We start from the raw sequence: 16,137 nt of genomic DNA on the forward strand, positions 1-16,137 counted from the left end.
ATACACCCCAACTTAGATCTAAATTAATTCGATTTAGTTTTGACAAAACACAACAATATAGTAGGCTATTTGTTGTGATTAATGAAGAACATTTAAAATACAAAATAACAGATGGAAAAAGTTCAAAAAAGGACTAAAATTGTCGCAACATTAGGCCCTGCCTCGGCAGACAAACAAGTTTTGACCAACATGATTGCCAAAGGGGTTGATGTGTGCCGGTTGAATTTCTCTCATGGCAGCCAGGAAGATCACCTTAAGGTAATCGAAACTATAAATGCAATAAATAATGAAACAGGATTCAATGTTGCCATCTTAGCCGATTTACAAGGTCCAAAAATTAGGATCGGAAAAATGAAAGAAGGTGGAGCTATTCTCGTGAATGGTTCAAAAGTTGAAATTACAACACAAGAACTCATCGGAGACGAAAACAGAATCTACATTACATACGAAAACTTTCCAAACGATGTTGAAGCCAACGAAATCATTTTACTTGATGACGGAAAACTTCAACTTCGTGTTTTAGAGACCAATCATAAAGATACTGTTACCTGTGAAGTTGTACACGGAGGTGTCCTTACTTCACGTAAAGGCGTTAACTTACCGAACACCAAAGTATCTATCCCATCGTTGACGGAAGAAGATTTAGACAACTTGAATTTTGCCCTGGATCATGGTGCAGACTGGATCGCGATGTCTTTCGTACGTTCGGCAGAAGATATTTTTCAATGTAAAAAAATCATCGAGGCAAAAGGAAGCCATGCTCGTGTCATCGCAAAAGTTGAAAAACCGGAAGCGATTGAAAATATTGATGCCATTATCGAAGCTACAGATGCTGTTATGGTTGCTCGTGGTGACTTGGGCGTTGAGCTTCCAATGGAAGAGGTACCAGGACTTCAAAAGATCATCGTACAGAAATGTAGAGATCTTTCAAAACCGGTAATCATTGCGACACAGATGTTGGAAAGTATGATCACTACACCACGTCCTACACGTGCTGAAGTAAATGACGTAGCCAACTCCGTATTGGATGGAGCGGATGCTGTGATGTTAAGTGGCGAGACTTCAGTTGGTGAATTCCCTGAAATCGTTATCGAAACAATGAGCAAAATCATTATCCACGTGGAACAAACTTCTTATCCTTATTATAATGAGAAAGTTAGTGAAATCCACGACGGAACACTTATTCCGGACGCGATTTGCGCATCTTCGGTTTATCTTGCTCAAAAAACAAATGCATCTGCAATTGCGGTATTGACATCATCTGGTGCAACAGCGTTTGAAATTACAAGTTATAGACCAAATGTAGATATCTTAGTTTTCACAGGAACACAAAAATTGCTGAAACAACTCAGCCTACTTTGGGGCGTAAAAACTTTTATCTACGACAAGTTCGAAAGCACAGATGGATCTATTCATGATGTTAACAAATTTATTGTAAAAAATAACTACGTTAAACCTGGATCTATCATTATCAATACAGCTTCGACACCGTTAATCGAAAAAGGTAAAACAAATACAATCCGTGTTTCCCAGCTATAATGGACAATAAGGATTAAAGCAAAAAAATAGCGTTCTATCTAGAACGCTATTTTTTTTGCTTGTTTGGATACAAGGAGTCGATTTTTAATTTAAAGTCCTTCACCTTTAGCGAATCATTCAAGCGCCTAAAAGGAAGATTGTTTTCTTTCTCATCACCTTTGGGCATTTTTTCCGTTCCTGGCATTGGGGCTAGACCGTCCACACGATTTGGCTTCTTAATCGGCATATGATACTTTTCATCTGAAGAATCCAATTTAAAGACAGGCATCTTTGATTCTTTTTCCTCCATTAAAGGAATCTGCGGTTTCACCTTTACTTGTCCTATAGCAATGGTCCCTATGGAAGACAATACCAATAATAATACGTAGCTTTTCATCTTTATATAGTTATTAAAGAGCACTCATTGTACCAATGAACGCGTCATATTCGGCTTATTCACTTCTCCAGCAGTTAGACTCAACCGCGTAGATTAAAATTTGTCCACAGCGCAATTCAGCACATAATCCATTTCTATTCACTAATTTACAAAGAACAGCATCTATATTTAAACAGATTGCTGTTAAACATTGTTAAAACAGCTACAAAACACATTAGCATCTTTATATTTGTAACAATTTAAGAAAAAATGAGCTATCGCACCTTAAATGGCCGCTCACATGGCATAAGGGATGAATACGCAAATGGTAAATAAACTGAGCGCTATAAACTTTTTGATATATTCAAAATACATTTATTTAATACCCAATACTAATGAAGAAAAATAGCATTGTATTAATCATTGGACTGATGTCTCTCGCTCTAATTGGGGTATTGGCCATGCAATTCTATTTTCTGAGAGATTCTTATCGCCAAAAGTCTCAATTATTTGATGAGTCCGTCAATGCTGCGATTACAGCTGTTGCCGGTAAGCTTGAACGACGGGAGGTAGTTGACTTCGCTAAGGTTCAACAGGAGCGTAACATTGAAAAATCCAAGCAGGAACAGGCCAAACAACGTCTTTTGGCCGAGCAACTCGAAATACAGTATAGAATTGAAGAATTAAAAAACAAACAACATGTTGTTTTCTCAAACTTTAAAGAGCAAGAAGACCAATTACGTGCATTGTATCCAAATGTAATTGAAATCAAAAATTCATTCTACGAAACATACATCAAAAGACCGGAGTACCAGAAATTTATCAAATTTTCTGTTTCAAATGAGCTTACCGACGATAATTTGGTACAGGCTTTTATCATGTTAAATGCTTCAAAGGTAGATGATCAGATCAATGGGAAGGACGATAGCACGCGGTTTGTTATCCCCCTAATGGACCCACTGGTCAATCAACAAACAAAATTCCGGGTAGCCACATTACCTCCAAGAGAGAATGCGAAACTTGCGAAAACAATTTCTGATTTGGAAAAAAGATTGGATATCCTCAACAGAAAAAACGCGTGGAGTGGCTTTAATGTATATGATTCCGTTGCCATGCTGGGCGGCAAAAAAGCAGACTACATCGAAGATATTGCTATTGGAATGGAGCTTGCTAAACGTCCATTAAAGGATCGATTGAATGTGATCATCGTTCAAGAACTTATCAAAGAGGAGTTGGCTCAACGCGACATTAAAGCTCCTTTCAATATTGAAATATGGAGCACAAACAATATATTACTAAATAATATTTTAAACGAAGCCGCTTTAAATAACCCAACAAATACAACCAAATACTCAACGGCACTTTTTAAAGGTGATATCGGTGCTGCGCCAGGAAAATTAACCATCTATTTCCCCAATAAAAAGGCGATAATTGCCGATAATATGGGCTATCTGTTGCTGCCCATGCTGGCACTGCTTTTCTTGTTGGTGGGGTGTTTTGCTTATACACTGATTATCATCTTCAGACAAAAGAAAGTTTCGGAAATGAAGACGGATTTCATCAACAACATGACGCATGAGTTTAAAACACCTGTTGCAACAATTATGATTGCCAGTGAGTCACTTAAAGATCCAGACATCAATGCCGACCACAAGCGCGTTCAGAAATTGGCTAATATCATCTACGACGAAAATGTTAGACTCGGAAATCATATTGAACGTGTGCTCGATTTGGCAAGACTAGAAAAAGAAACGCTAAAACTCGACCAGGTAGAAGTATGCATCAATGATCTTGTTTCGGCAGTAACGGACAGTATGCAGCTACGGATGCAAAATATTGGCGGGAAATTCAGTATAGATCTTGCAGCGACCAAGGATGTTGTCGTTGGTGATGAGTTACATTTTTCCAATGTATTTTACAATCTTTTGGATAATGCCATCAAGTACAGCAAAGGAGATTTACATGTCAACATCAATTCAAAAAATGTTGGCGACACCATTGTTGTCACCATAGCCGACAATGGTATTGGGATGAGCCGGGATCACCTGCAAAAGATTTTCGACCAGTTTTACCGTATTCCAACTGGGAATGTTCATAATGTCAAAGGATTTGGCCTTGGCTTAAGTTATGTACAGGACATTCTGAGAAGGCTGAACGGAAAAATTACAGTTAAAAGTGAAAAAGATAAAGGCACGACCTTTGAAGTAATTTTGCCTATTAAAAAATAAAACGTTCCTTTTTTGTATATTTCCTCTTTAAAAAATTTCAAAGGTTGAGGAAGGCTGATTTATCAGCATCAAGGGACATTGGTGAAAATTAATATATTCATTATGCAAAAGATATTATTAGCAGAAGATGATCCTAATTTGGGGGATCTTTTAAAAGACTATCTCGAATTAAAGGGAAAATTTGACGTCACATTATGCACGGATGGAGATGAAGCGATTTCTCAATTCAAAAAAAATAACTACGACCTTTGTATTTTTGATGTCATGATGCCAAAAAAGGACGGATTTACAGTTGGACGTGAAATCAGAAAAACAAACAATACTGTTCCTATTATCTTTGCCACAGCAAAGGGGATGATGGAAGATAAGACCGAAGCCTTTGAGCTAGGAGGAGATGATTATATCACCAAGCCTTTTCGAGTGGAAGAATTATTGCTCCGCATCAATGCTTTGCTGAAACGCAGTGTTCGAGACAAAGAAGAAGAAGTGGTTGCGGATAAATTTGAAATTGGCGATTATTTCTTTGATTATACAAGTCAGCAGATTTCTTACAAAGGACAGATGCAAAAACTCTCCACGAAAGAAGCTGAACTACTCCGCTTGCTTTGCTTAAAGAAAAATGATGTGCTGACCCGGGAAGAAGCGTTGTTAAAAATATGGCATGATGATAACTATTTTACGGGTAGAAGTATGGATGTATTTCTCAGTAAACTTCGTAAATATCTAAAAGAAGATAGCAAAGTTGAAATTGTCAATGTGCACGGAAAAGGTTACAAACTTTTGGTCAGCTAAAAAAAGGGGAATGAAAAATATAGTCATTCCCCTTTTTATGCTACACACGTATTCAAGCGTGACTTACTCGAATTCGTGGATGAAAATAAAAGAACAAAACAATTTCATCCTTAGTAGAATATAAAAAATTGACGCACTTTTATAAAAAATTTGCATTTCAAAAAGAAATGTTCTAACTTAGCGTCGCTTATAGAGAAAGGCAGAGGGAATAGACCCGATGAAGCCTTAGCAACCTGTCCCTTGACAAGGTGCTAAATTCTACCCTACTTGATATGGGAATGATAAGCCGAAGTCACCAAATTCTAGTGTGTCCTTCTCTCTCTAGCAAGAAATATAGTTGAAAAAGAAATATTAAAAACATTCATTATGTTATTGACTAACAATTTAGGTTACCCTCGTGTGGGCGCGTTCCGCGAATTGAAAAAAGCCAATGAGGCCTATTGGGCTAAAAAATCTTCTGTTGAGGAATTATTGGACACAGCAAAAAAAATTCGTGAAGGCAATTGGAAAACACAAAAAGATGCTGGAATAGATTTGATCCCTTCCAATGATTTCTCTTTTTACGATCAAGTATTGGATTTAACCCTCACTGTTGGTGCAATTCCTGCTCGCTACCATTCTTTATTGAATAAAGTAGACAACAATTACAGTTTAGATCTATATTTTGCCATGGCGCGCGGTTTCCAACAAGAAGGAATCGACGTGACTGCAATGGAAATGACCAAGTGGTTGGATACGAACTACCACTACATGGTACCAGAATTCACCAAAGATCAAGAATTCAAATTGACTTCCGAAAAATTCTTAAATGAATACAACGAAGCAAAATCATTGGGCATCGATACTAAACCAGTTCTATTAGGTCCTATTACATACCTTTTGATCGGTAAAGAAAAAGAAGCTGGCTTCGACCGTATCGATTTATTGGATAAACTTATTCCAGTATATGAGCAAATACTAACTAAACTAGCTGATGCTGGTACACAATATGTTCAGATTGACGAGCCTTTCTTAGCATTGGATTTAGATGCTAAAGTAAAAGCTTTATATCAACCTACTTTCGAAAAATTAGCTGCAGCAGCAAAAAATATCAAATTAATCGCAACGACTTACTTCGAATCTTTAAAAGACAACGAAGATATCGCAGTTAACCTACCTATCCATGCTTTACATTTGGATCTGGTACGCGGTGAAAATCAATTGGATACGGTATTGGCTAAAGTTCCTGCTTCATTAACATTATCTTTAGGTATTGTTGAAGGCCGTAACATCTGGAAAAATGATTACGAAAAATCATTGGTTAAAATCAAACAGGCTGTTGATGCATTAGGAAAAGACCGTGTATGGGTAGCTCCTTCTTCATCACTGTTGCACGTTCCTTTTGACTTAGACAATGAACACAATGAACAATCGCTACCAGCTGAAGTAAAAAACTGGTTAGCATTTGCTAAACAAAAATTAGCTGAAGTAAAAGACTTAGCCGTACTAGCGGAGGGAGAAGTTGATGCTGAAACAGCAAAACGCTTCGAAGCGAACAAAGCGGCTGCTGAAAGCCGCCGTACCTCTCCATTGATCCACAAACCAGAGGTTAAAACACGTACAAGCAATATTACTGATGACGATGCAAAACGCACTTCAGCATTTGCAGACCGTAAAGCAGCGCAACAAGCGAAATTCAACTTACCGGCGTTCCCGACCACAACTATCGGTTCATTCCCACAAACGAAAGATGTTCGTAAATGGAGAGCAGATCTGAAAAAGGGTGCTATTACGCAGGCAGAATACGATAAAGCAATCGCAGAAGAAACAGAAAACACCATCCGTCTTCAAGAGCAATTGGATATCGACGTATTAGTACACGGCGAATTCGAACGTAATGACATGGTTGAATACTTCGGTGAACAATTGGCTGGTTACGCTTTCACACAAAATGGTTGGGTACAATCTTACGGTTCACGTTGTGTAAAACCTCCGATTATCTATGGTGACGTATACCGTCCTGAAGATATGACTGTCCGTTGGTCTTCATATGCACAATCATTGACAAATCGTCCGGTTAAAGGTATGTTGACTGGTCCTGTAACAATCTTACAATGGTCTTTCGTACGTAACGATCAACCGCGCTCAACAACGACTTACCAAATTGCATTGGCGATCTTGGATGAAGTACAAGCCTTGGAAAAAGCAGGTATCAAAATCATACAAATCGATGAACCAGCTATCCGTGAAGGATTACCGTTACGTAAAGCTGATCAAAAAGATTACTTGAACTGGGCAGTACGTGCTTTCCGTGTCTCTTCATCAAATGTTGAAGACGATACACAGATTCACACACACATGTGTTATTCTGAGTTCAATAATGTGATCGAAGATATCGCTGCAATGGATGCCGATGTTATCACGATTGAGACTTCACGTTCTCAAATGAAATTATTGAATGCTTTCGCCGGTGATTTCAAATATCCAAATGATATTGGTCCAGGTGTTTATGACATTCACTCACCACGTGTTCCAAGCAAAGATGAGATGGTAGATCTATTGCGCAAAGCAAAAGCAGTAGTTCCAGCAGAACAACTTTGGGTTAATCCTGACTGTGGTTTGAAAACTCGTGCTTGGCCAGAAACCAAAGCGGCTTTAGAGTCTATGGTTGAGGCTGCGAAAATCTTAAGAGCAGAATAATTCTTAAACTATATTGATAAAGCCCTAGCTGAAATTTCAGCTAGGGCTTCTTTATTGGGCTTCGTTCAAAATAAAAACTGTTATCCGAATAAGGTGAGATTATTTTCGGCTGTTCTTCCGTTCTTTCTTGTTTTCCTTTTCGTTCCCGTTCTTAATTTCCTGTTTTCCTTTAATCCGATCTTCAATCGCCTTCAGGCTTGACGAAAAATCGAGGTCAACATTTTCAAGTTTAGCCTTTTTTAACGCCTTCAATGCCTTTTTGTATTTTCTCATTTTTTCAAATAGAAGTGCTTTCTTGATCCAGATTCCTGTCAAGGGCATGGCCGGAAGTGTCAAAGCAAATTTGATCGTCTTTTTTGCAGCTTCATACTCCCCCATATCAATCAATGTCTGAATGAAATAAGGATATACTTCCAGTGCCTGCACATTATGCACCAAAGCTTCCTGGAAATACCTTTTTGCCTGCTCATAGTCCAATAGCTGTTCGGCATGAACTCTTCCCATCAAACACAGCGCCATTGTATTGGACTCATCATAGGATAGCGCATAGGATAAGGATTCCATGGTCTCCTCCAAATACATCGGATAGTTATCCAGCGCCTGAAGGACATATTTATTTACTGAATTCATAAAATTTTCTAAAACATAACATTCATATCCAGCTTTCACGATAACTTTGAAAGTAACTGGATTTTTAAAACTCCTGAATAAGCTAAGCATATTGGAAAAGTGGACTACCATTTCGAGCGCCACGTTTTAGCCAATATCAACCTAGGTTACTTAACGTATTAAGAAGAAGATTAGGAAAGGGCCGTATTCCGAAGAATATTCCCGAGAATCTTCTCTGTGGACGAAGCGGGGTTTTCTAATATTGCAAACATATTCTTCCGTTTTTATTAATTACTCTATTGAATTGCAAAGATTCAAAATATTTACCAAATTCCAAAAACTTTTGATTATTAATCTGTTATATTGTTCAGCACGATATTGGCATATTATTGTCGCATCAATTTCACTAAAATTCAACGACTATTTCCCCATCTTTGAACTATGGAAAGTCAATCAGCTAATCAATTAATCAAACTAGCAAGAAAACGTAAGGGACTAACGCAGCAGGAACTCGCCGATCAAGCGGGGGTATCGCTAAGAACAGTGCAACGCATAGAAAAAGGCACGGAAGAAATCAGTGGATTTAGTCTCAAACAGATCAGTCAAATTTTGGAAATACCATTAGAACAACTCATTATGCCAAATGTAAATCAAATCAGTATCGACAACAATCAAACAGGAAGTATTAAAGCGCTATATTTAGCATCGCTCACCTTTTTGGTCAATCCATTATTAGGGCTATTGGTCCCAGCAATTATGGGTTATACGAAACGAAACAAAACAAAGACGCCTTATACAGTAAGCACCTAAAAAAAATAATTATAATACACGCTGTTGGACTATTTTTTCTCGGAAGTTTCATAGGCTATATCATTATTGCAGATTTTTTTAAAATTGCACTACCGTCTTTTTTAACCAATATCTTTAATAGCGCCTATTTTTTACTCATCCCAGTATGCTATTACATATTGATTCTAACGTTTACTATTTTAATTATATTGCAATAAGAAAAGCCAAGCTCAGTTCTGCAAACTAAACCAATACAAATGAATCTATTGTGATCAATATCACAGCGGTTTCTTTTGAACAATCAATACCCAATCATTCTCCAACAACAGATACCCTGTTTCGTAAATAAAGCTATAGGTCTGCCCCTTGTTATTGGAAAAAGTATGTGTATGAAACTTAAAATCAAATCCCAACCGCTTTAACTTTTCCCGTTGTATCTTCACCATACCCTCCCCACTCAATGCATCTAATAAAATACGGCGGTTTTTTCGTAGGATATTATTCACATTGCGCACCAGATTGGTCTGGTCGCTATTTAATTTATTGTTATAGGCGTTCCGGCAAGCATCATCACAAAATCGCTTGTCCGAACGGCCATATATTACTTTGCCACATTCAAGGCAGACTTTTTCTCCAGAACTCATAACGGAAGATTAAACGACAACAAACGGTTACAACCGACTATAGTCGAATACAAATGGTAAATAGACGACTATAGTTATTTCCCCACCCCACCTTTGCTTAAGATCATTCGGCGTTCATAGCCAATGACCATCAACTAAAATAAGAATTATTAAAAACTTTTAAAAATTAGACACATGAGCACATTACGCAACAAAGTACAATTGGTTGGGCATTTAGGAAACGACCCGTTAATCAAAACAACTTCCACTGGCACCAATTACTCCATATTACGTCTCGCCACCAATGATCTTTTCAAGAACAAAGCCGGTGAATGGGTTGAAGAAGTTCAATGGCATACACTCGTGGTTTGGGGTAAGCAAAACAATACCATTGAAAAGAAATGCCAACGTGGGACCAAACTCATGGTTGAAGGCAAACTCACCTATCGTAACTATGAGAACGCAGATGGGGTAAAACAATATGTCACAGAAATTAAAGTAGATAATTTTATGATTTTATCTGATTCGAACGGTGCCAAAGATGACATCCCAACACCTCCAGATGAAAATGAAGACGATCTGCCTTTCTAGTATGATCAACGAGGTAGGTTTTCAAGCCCCTACCTCGTCGATTGTTTCCAACTTATTTTGTCAGGCTTGCAGTCAACGCTCTTCCTAGGTTCTCTGCATAAGCCTTCCATAATTTAGCATCTTCTGGCGTAAACTTAGCAACAGCTTCAGTTTCTTTGGCCGCCCATTCCTGTCGCTTCGCTGCAAGCTCCTTGAGTTTAACAACATCGCCGCTTTTAGCAACAGCGATAAATTCTTTGATATATTTTGTATAATCCTCCGCCAATTTTTGTGTCTCAGCAGAACTAAATTTCGGTATTGGCACTTCGCCACCGCTATTTTCTACCGACGTTTCGGCCGTATCTTTTTTTAAGTCAATAGCGGCAGTTGTATCTTTTACTTCGACTTTTTTAGTCGTGGAATTATTGCAGGAAATAACAAAAAATCCAGCAATTAATGCTGATAAGGCTACTTTCTTCATTTATTTAAATTTAGTTTTTTAAGTCTGGTCATTTATTCGTTTATGCGTGTTGTTCTAAAGCTAAATAAATCACTCTAGTTTTATCGGATCGACAAGTTCACCATCATCTTAATCACAACCCTACCTTTTTGTAACGTTACTTTATTATCGAACTAATTTAATTACAATGCCCGACTCTACGATATTTTTTGTGGACACTCACATTCTGCAGGCCTGAGTTAGGAGTCTTCTTTTCTTGTAGGCAAGTCAACATCAGATCAACTCCAAGGCCGTACATATTAGGGGTATTACAAGGGTAAACCCCTGCAAACCCCTTGTTAATACCTTGTAAATGGACTGCGATTACATAATTAACCACGGATATGATAACAACATGGAAATACGCCCGATACCGGCAAAACCGAATAAACAATAGGAAAAAGTTCCACGCAATTAGATTCGCTCAAACCTGCCATACAATTTCCAGAAATATGCTTTCTCCCCCATAGTGAGATCAATCTTCTTCCAGGCATTTAAGGCTAAACTAATCTCCTTTTCCTGCAAACTGTATTTTCCAATAAAGAACTCTTCTTCGGAAAAATACAAACCAAATGCTTTATCCAACGTATGTAGGCTCTGAGCATCTACCTCTTCAAAAAATAAAATGGATTGAGGGCCAGCCAAAAAATCACTCGGCACCGGAATAGCGTCAGCGTATTCGATTGCGATGAGGCGGTTCCTACTTTGCAAAGGAAATTCAATTATTGGAAGCTCTTCTAATTTCGAAAAATAACTACCCGCCTCAAAAATACCATCTCGTTCCAGCAGCGGGATTTGTAACAATCTTTTACGTCCAATAAGAGAAACATTTGGATCAAAATAATCATTGAAATTAAGAATTTCATTGACAGATAGATTTTTTTCAATAAGATGCTGCACAGGAATGCCAAAATAATTTGCAATTTTTAGAACAATCTCAATTTTTGGCTCTGCACGCATTTCTTCGTAAGACGAAATATTACCTCTAGTAAGATTAAAAATATCCCCAAATGCCTGTTGACTCATTCCTTTCACTTTTCTTAATTTCTTAATATTGTTGCCTACGTTGCTCATTTTAAAAAAATTGAATATTTATTGCAAAATATTTTTGCATTTTTATTACCTTTATGCAAAGAATATGTGCAATATATAAAAAACTTGATTATGTACTTCTCAAAAATTGAAAATTATATCGCCAATATCGGTTACACCATCACCCATAAGGATACAAAAGAAGGAATCTTTGTCATCGAAAATGAAGACGACGGAATCCGTAACCTGATTGTAGGCATTGCCCAACCCATCCTGATTTTTGAGCAATATCTTTTTACAATCAGCAATGACACCATGGATATGTTCAAATCACTATTGATAAAAAATAGAGATATTATACACGGTGGGTTTGCATTAACAGAAGATGGTACCAAAGTTATATTTCGGTATACCTTACAAATACATAATCTCGATCAGAATGAGTTTGATGCAGCCATTAATTCGCTGAGTCTTTTGATGAGTGAATATTATAATCAGTTAATAAGTTTTTCAAAATTATAGAATAATGAATATTTTTAAGAGAATTTTCAGAATTGGTCAAGCCGAGATCCACGCAGTCGTGGACAAAATGGAAGACCCTATCAAAATGACGGAACAGGGTATCCGTGAGATGAAAGAGGACCTGGAACAATCGTTAGAAGCCTATGCTAAAGTTAAAGCGTTAGCCATACGTACCCAAAACAATTGTGAAAGGAAAAAAGAAGAAGCCAATGAATTCGAAAACAAAGCTATTCTATTACTCCAAAAAGCACAAAAGGGAGAATTAACGACAGAAAAGGCAGAAGGTCTTGCAAAGGAAGCGCTGTTGTTGAAAAAACAGTTATTAATCGAAGCTGGTGAATTGGAGAAACAAGCCGTGATTCATCAAAGTTCATCGGATGAGCTACACAAAAATGTAGACATTCTCAAATTCAATATATCGAAATGGGAAGGTGAACTCTCTACTTTAAAGGCACGTGTAAAGGTATCCAACGCAGCTAAAATGGTCAATCGTCAGCTCGCTAATATCGATTCCAATAGTACGATTTCCATGTTAGAACGTATGAAAGAGAAGGTCGAGGAAGACGAGGCACTAGCAAAGGCCTATGGCGAGATTGCACTAGGTAACAAAAGTAAAGTTGATGAGATCAACGAGACCATCGGCGGGTCTGAAGCCGTCAACAACGAATTAGAAGAACTAAAAAGAAAATTAAATAATGATGAAAAGATTTGAATATAAAACGCTAAAAATTGAACCTAAAGGTTTTTGGGGAACAAAGTTGGATCCCGAAAAAATTGATGAAATCTTAAATGATCTTGGAAATCAAGGCTGGGAATTGGTAACCATGCAGGACCTTGAAGTCAATGGGAATTCCTGGTCTTTTCATTATACTTTCAAGAGAGAGAAAATTTAAACAATAACACTATGACAGAACTAATCAATATCTTATTCAATCCATTGTCCAATGGAATTATGACAGTCTTAACTGGCATGTCTGTAGTGTATTGGTTATTTATGTTTCTGATGGGTGATGGAGTACATCTATTTGATGCCGATGCAGATATAGACCTCCATCCTACACCTGATGTCACGGACGTTGATGGCTCACATGATATCGCAACTGAGGGCGGCGATCATGCACACCATCATCATACGGATACGGACGCTAATACAGAACCTGGTTTCTTTGCAAAAGCAATGGATTACATCAATGTTGGCAAAGTACCCATCATGCTTATTGTAACACTGTTCAAATTTATAGGCTGGATAATTACCATTGTTTCTTCGCTCTTTATCGACGTTGCTTCATGGGGGATAAAGTCCGTATTAATCCTGATCCCTGTTTTTATTGTTACATTTATTTTAATGCATTTTCTGACCAAACCTTTAGCTAAAATGTTCAAAAGTATAGGTTACAATGGCGAAGAAAGTCACGATTTTCTTGGTCGCATGGGTAAAATGAGAGCCAGTATTGAAGGCAAGAAAATAGGTTCTGCCGAATTTATCATCCAACAGGATCCTATTCGCCTCAATGTTGTCAGCCATAATGGGGAGAAAATAGGCTATGGAGACGATGTCATTATTGTTGACGAATCCAAGGACAAGAAATATTATTATGTGACCAAAGAAATCACGATAGACAATATTTAATGGAAAAGGAATAAACGCAAAGCCCCGACACTAAACAACTGTCCTAAAAGAGCGAATCTTTATCCTTTTAAATTCTAATCGTAAACCCAAATATTAAAATCTAAATAAATACAAATCATATGCTATATCAACCTCTTTTATTTTTAAGTGGCTTAAACGGAATTATACTTTTAATTGTCGGTTTGGCTGTCTTTTTAATTTTTGCATTCTTTGTTGTATTGAGTGCATTCTACAAGAAAATTCCACAAGGGAAGGCGATTGTACGAACCGGTGTTGGTGGTACAAAAGTAGCATTCAACAAGGGAATGTATGTTGTACCTGTATTTCACAAGATGGAGATCATGGACATCTCAATCAAAAAAATTGAGATTGCCCGTATGCAGGGTGAAGGTTTGATCTGTAAGGACAATATTCGTGCAGATATCAAAGTTGCTTTCTTTGTTCGTGTCAATAAAAATGTAGATGATGTGATCAATGTAGCCCAAAATTTAGGTTGCGACCGCGCCAGTGAACCAGAAACATTAAAAAGTATTTTTGAATCTAAATTCTCCGAAGCACTCAAAACAGTAGGTAAGAAATTTGATTTCATTGAATTATACGAAGCCCGTCGCGAATTCCGTGATGAGATACTCGACGTCATCGGAACTGATCTTAATGGTTATATTTTGGACGACTGTGCGATTGATTACCTTGAACAGACCGACATCGAACATCTCAATCCAAATAATATCCTAGACAGTGAGGGTATCAAAAAGATCACCGAATTAACAGCCAAACAAAATATAAATGCCAACTTCATTCGTCGTGATGAGGAGAAACTAATCAAAAAACAAAACGTGGAAGCAAGGGAAGCGATTCTAGAACTAGACCGTCAGCTTGCCGAAAAGGAAGAGAAACAAAAACGGGAAATTGACAACATCAGAGCACGCGAAGAAGCAGAAATAGCAAAGGTACGCGAAGAAGAACGTCTCAAGTACGAAAGCGTCCGGATTTCTACCGAAGAGCAACTCGCTGTTCAAGAAGAAAATAAACTGCGGCAGATTATCATTGCTGAAAAGAATAAACAACGTACCGATGCTGTGGAGGCCGAACGTGTAGAAAAAGATCGCGCCTTAGAACAAACAGAACGCGAGCGCATTGTTACCTTAGCACAGATCGACAAAGAACGCTCGATCGAAACCGAAAAGAAAAGTATCCAAGGCGTTATCAAAGAACGTGTACAATTGGAAAAAGGTGTTGTTGAAGAGCAACAAGGCGTCAAAGACATCGAAGTATTCCGTGAAGTAGAACGTAAAAAACAAGCGGGTGTTATTGCGGCATCACAAGAAGCAGAAGAAAAATTAATTTCAACTGTTAAAGCTGCCGAAGCTGCAAAAATTGCGGCAGAACAGGAAGCAGAGAAAAAAGTAATCGACGCGGAGGCTGCTCGTAAAATCGCCGAAAAGCGTGCACAAGAGCTATTGATCGATGCGGAAGCGAAAAAAGAAGCATCACTCAAAGAAGCCGAAAGTCGTAAGATTATTGCCGAGGCACAAGCCAAAGAAGAAGCTGCGCTTGGCTTATCCGAGGCCGAAGTTATGGTTGCCAAAGCTGAAGCTGAAGAAAAACAAGGTACTGTAGAAGCTAGTGTCATTGAGAAGAAAGCAGAAGCGATGCGTAAAGAGGGCTTAGCACAGGCGGAAGTTGTGCGTGAGAAAGCGCTTGCTGAAGCCAAAGGTATCGAAGAGAAAGCTGAAGCGATGAAGAAATTAGACGGCGTGGGCAGAGATCACGAAGAATTCAAATTGCAATTGCAAAAAGAACGTGATATTGAACTCGCACACATCAATATCCAAAAAGACATTGCTCAAGCACAAGCCGGCGTATTATCGGAAGCACTTAAAACAGCAAAAATCGATATTGTTGGTGGTGAAACCATGTTCTTTGAGAATATCGTCCGTCAAGTATCCAACTCCAAAGGTTTTGATCACTTGATTGACAACTCCAAACATGCCACAGCTATTAAAAATTCTTTGATAGGTCCAGATAGACAAGGAGACCTCGCAGAGAAGGTGCGTGGATTAGCCGATAAATATGGAATTTCCACAAACGATATTAAGAACCTCACCGTTTCAGCAGCATTGATCAAACTTCAACAAGCGGCGACTGATGCTGAAAATGGCGAAGATACAAGCTTCATTAATTCTTTGTTCGGATTGGCGAAAAACTTGGGCATATCAAACAAAAAACTGTCCTAGTCCCTCCCCAATTCATTATTGCTTGCAATGATA

Annotated in this window: 16 protein-coding genes and 1 riboswitch; of the genes, 11 read left to right on the top strand and 5 right to left on the bottom strand. The window is 38.0% G+C overall.

Annotation, left to right across the window (positions count from 1 at the left end):
• The first annotated feature begins 111 nt into the window (after positions 1 to 111).
• Positions 112 to 1,539: a pyruvate kinase gene (gene pyk / locus B2O97_RS11055; RefSeq protein WP_070561569.1), complete on the top strand. Its 1,428-nt coding sequence runs from the start codon at positions 112 to 114 to the stop codon at positions 1,537 to 1,539.
• Positions 1,540 to 1,585: 46 nt separating this feature from the next.
• On the opposite strand, the gene B2O97_RS11060 is transcribed toward pyk, so the two are convergent.
• Positions 1,586 to 1,915, bottom strand: a complete 330-nt coding sequence (locus B2O97_RS11060) for a hypothetical protein (RefSeq protein ID WP_286767393.1) — start codon at positions 1,913 to 1,915, stop codon at positions 1,586 to 1,588.
• A 374-nt stretch (positions 1,916 to 2,289) separates the two neighbouring features.
• Here B2O97_RS11060 and B2O97_RS11065 point away from each other — a divergent pair, with 374 nt between their 5' ends.
• From B2O97_RS11065 to metE, 3 genes are all read left to right on the top strand, one after another.
• Positions 2,290 to 4,122, top strand: coding sequence for a sensor histidine kinase (locus B2O97_RS11065; protein WP_115047017.1), 1,833 nt, complete (start codon positions 2,290 to 2,292; stop codon positions 4,120 to 4,122).
• A gap of 102 nt (positions 4,123 to 4,224) precedes the next feature.
• Positions 4,225 to 4,914: a response regulator transcription factor gene (locus tag B2O97_RS11070; RefSeq protein WP_172840643.1), complete on the top strand. Its 690-nt coding sequence runs from the start codon at positions 4,225 to 4,227 to the stop codon at positions 4,912 to 4,914.
• Positions 4,915 to 5,098: 184 nt separating this feature from the next.
• Positions 5,099 to 5,202, top strand: a riboswitch (SAM riboswitch).
• A gap of 78 nt (positions 5,203 to 5,280) precedes the next feature.
• Complete coding sequence (gene metE, locus B2O97_RS11075) at positions 5,281 to 7,593, top strand: 5-methyltetrahydropteroyltriglutamate--homocysteine S-methyltransferase (protein WP_312440700.1); 2,313 nt, start codon at positions 5,281 to 5,283, stop codon at positions 7,591 to 7,593.
• Between the two features lie 99 nt (positions 7,594 to 7,692).
• Here the strand turns inward: metE and B2O97_RS11080 are convergent, their stop codons facing one another.
• On the bottom strand, positions 7,693 to 8,223 hold the full coding sequence (locus B2O97_RS11080) for a hypothetical protein (RefSeq protein WP_112374064.1): 531 nt from the start codon (positions 8,221 to 8,223) through the stop codon (positions 7,693 to 7,695).
• Between the two features lie 420 nt (positions 8,224 to 8,643).
• On the opposite strand from B2O97_RS11080, the gene B2O97_RS11085 reads away from it, so the two are divergent.
• Entirely contained in the window at positions 8,644 to 9,012 is a 369-nt protein-coding gene (locus B2O97_RS11085; protein ID WP_286767394.1) for a helix-turn-helix domain-containing protein, read from the top strand.
• Between the two features lie 257 nt (positions 9,013 to 9,269).
• Here B2O97_RS11085 and B2O97_RS11090 read toward each other — a convergent pair whose 3' ends face one another.
• Positions 9,270 to 9,635 (bottom strand): hypothetical protein, encoded by a 366-nt coding sequence (locus B2O97_RS11090; protein WP_286754801.1) that lies wholly within the window; start codon positions 9,633 to 9,635, stop codon positions 9,270 to 9,272.
• Between the two features lie 174 nt (positions 9,636 to 9,809).
• Here B2O97_RS11090 and B2O97_RS11095 point away from each other — a divergent pair, with 174 nt between their 5' ends.
• Entirely contained in the window at positions 9,810 to 10,205 is a 396-nt protein-coding gene (locus B2O97_RS11095) for a single-stranded DNA-binding protein (RefSeq protein ID WP_070561582.1), read from the top strand.
• Between the two features lie 52 nt (positions 10,206 to 10,257).
• Here the strand turns inward: B2O97_RS11095 and B2O97_RS11100 are convergent, their stop codons facing one another.
• Together B2O97_RS11100 and B2O97_RS11105 are read right to left on the bottom strand one after the other, a co-directional pair.
• Positions 10,258 to 10,665, bottom strand: a complete 408-nt coding sequence (locus tag B2O97_RS11100; protein WP_115047011.1) for a hypothetical protein — start codon at positions 10,663 to 10,665, stop codon at positions 10,258 to 10,260.
• A 432-nt stretch (positions 10,666 to 11,097) separates the two neighbouring features.
• The gene (locus tag B2O97_RS11105; RefSeq protein ID WP_286767395.1) at positions 11,098 to 11,757 is read right to left on the bottom strand and encodes a helix-turn-helix domain-containing protein; all 660 of its coding nucleotides are present in this window, start codon (positions 11,755 to 11,757) and stop codon (positions 11,098 to 11,100) included.
• 90 nt (positions 11,758 to 11,847) lie between these two features.
• Between B2O97_RS11105 and B2O97_RS11110 the strand changes: the two genes are divergently transcribed.
• The 5 genes from B2O97_RS11110 (at position 11,848) to B2O97_RS11130 (ending at position 16,104) form a co-directional block, all read left to right on the top strand.
• A complete protein-coding gene (locus B2O97_RS11110; protein ID WP_046674974.1) occupies positions 11,848 to 12,237 on the top strand; it encodes a YbjN domain-containing protein in 390 nt (129 codons plus the stop codon).
• Between the two features lie 4 nt (positions 12,238 to 12,241).
• On the top strand, positions 12,242 to 12,949 hold the full coding sequence (locus B2O97_RS11115) for a PspA/IM30 family protein (RefSeq protein ID WP_070561586.1): 708 nt from the start codon (positions 12,242 to 12,244) through the stop codon (positions 12,947 to 12,949).
• Positions 12,933 to 13,130, top strand: coding sequence for a DUF4177 domain-containing protein (locus B2O97_RS11120; RefSeq protein ID WP_083295781.1), 198 nt, complete (start codon positions 12,933 to 12,935; stop codon positions 13,128 to 13,130). Before B2O97_RS11115 ends, B2O97_RS11120 begins: the two co-directional genes overlap by 17 nt.
• Before the next feature lie 11 nt (positions 13,131 to 13,141).
• On the top strand, positions 13,142 to 13,867 hold the full coding sequence (locus B2O97_RS11125; RefSeq protein ID WP_046674834.1) for an OB-fold-containig protein: 726 nt from the start codon (positions 13,142 to 13,144) through the stop codon (positions 13,865 to 13,867).
• A 119-nt stretch (positions 13,868 to 13,986) separates the two neighbouring features.
• On the top strand, positions 13,987 to 16,104 hold the full coding sequence (locus B2O97_RS11130; RefSeq protein ID WP_286767396.1) for a flotillin family protein: 2,118 nt from the start codon (positions 13,987 to 13,989) through the stop codon (positions 16,102 to 16,104).
• The last annotated feature ends 33 nt before the right edge of the window (positions 16,105 to 16,137 follow it).

It is taken from the genome of Sphingobacterium sp. UBA865 (genome assembly GCF_002295765.1).
GTDB lineage: Bacteria > Bacteroidota > Bacteroidia > Sphingobacteriales > Sphingobacteriaceae > Sphingobacterium > Sphingobacterium multivorum.

Excerpts from the sequence above, each read along its gene's own strand:
- B2O97_RS11095 (WP_070561582.1), top strand. The coding sequence starts at position 9,810 with ATGAGCACATTACGCAACAAAGTACAATTGGTTGGGCATTTAGGAAAC.
- B2O97_RS11080 (WP_112374064.1), bottom strand. The coding sequence starts at position 8,223 with ATGAATTCAGTAAATAAATATGTCCTTCAGGCGCTGGATAACTATCCG.
- metE (WP_312440700.1), top strand. The coding sequence starts at position 5,281 with ATGTTATTGACTAACAATTTAGGTTACCCTCGTGTGGGCGCGTTCCGC.
- B2O97_RS11125 (WP_046674834.1), top strand. The coding sequence starts at position 13,142 with ATGACAGAACTAATCAATATCTTATTCAATCCATTGTCCAATGGAATT.
- B2O97_RS11085 (WP_286767394.1), top strand. The coding sequence starts at position 8,644 with ATGGAAAGTCAATCAGCTAATCAATTAATCAAACTAGCAAGAAAACGT.
- B2O97_RS11100 (WP_115047011.1), bottom strand. The coding sequence starts at position 10,665 with ATGAAGAAAGTAGCCTTATCAGCATTAATTGCTGGATTTTTTGTTATT.
- B2O97_RS11115 (WP_070561586.1), top strand. The coding sequence starts at position 12,242 with ATGAATATTTTTAAGAGAATTTTCAGAATTGGTCAAGCCGAGATCCAC.
- pyk (WP_070561569.1), top strand. The coding sequence starts at position 112 with ATGGAAAAAGTTCAAAAAAGGACTAAAATTGTCGCAACATTAGGCCCT.
- B2O97_RS11090 (WP_286754801.1), bottom strand. The coding sequence starts at position 9,635 with ATGAGTTCTGGAGAAAAAGTCTGCCTTGAATGTGGCAAAGTAATATAT.
- B2O97_RS11065 (WP_115047017.1), top strand. The coding sequence starts at position 2,290 with ATGAAGAAAAATAGCATTGTATTAATCATTGGACTGATGTCTCTCGCT.
- B2O97_RS11070 (WP_172840643.1), top strand. The coding sequence starts at position 4,225 with ATGCAAAAGATATTATTAGCAGAAGATGATCCTAATTTGGGGGATCTT.
- B2O97_RS11130 (WP_286767396.1), top strand. The coding sequence starts at position 13,987 with ATGCTATATCAACCTCTTTTATTTTTAAGTGGCTTAAACGGAATTATA.
- B2O97_RS11060 (WP_286767393.1), bottom strand. The coding sequence starts at position 1,915 with ATGAAAAGCTACGTATTATTATTGGTATTGTCTTCCATAGGGACCATT.
- B2O97_RS11120 (WP_083295781.1), top strand. The coding sequence starts at position 12,933 with ATGATGAAAAGATTTGAATATAAAACGCTAAAAATTGAACCTAAAGGT.
- B2O97_RS11110 (WP_046674974.1), top strand. The coding sequence starts at position 11,848 with ATGTACTTCTCAAAAATTGAAAATTATATCGCCAATATCGGTTACACC.
- B2O97_RS11105 (WP_286767395.1), bottom strand. The coding sequence starts at position 11,757 with ATGAGCAACGTAGGCAACAATATTAAGAAATTAAGAAAAGTGAAAGGA.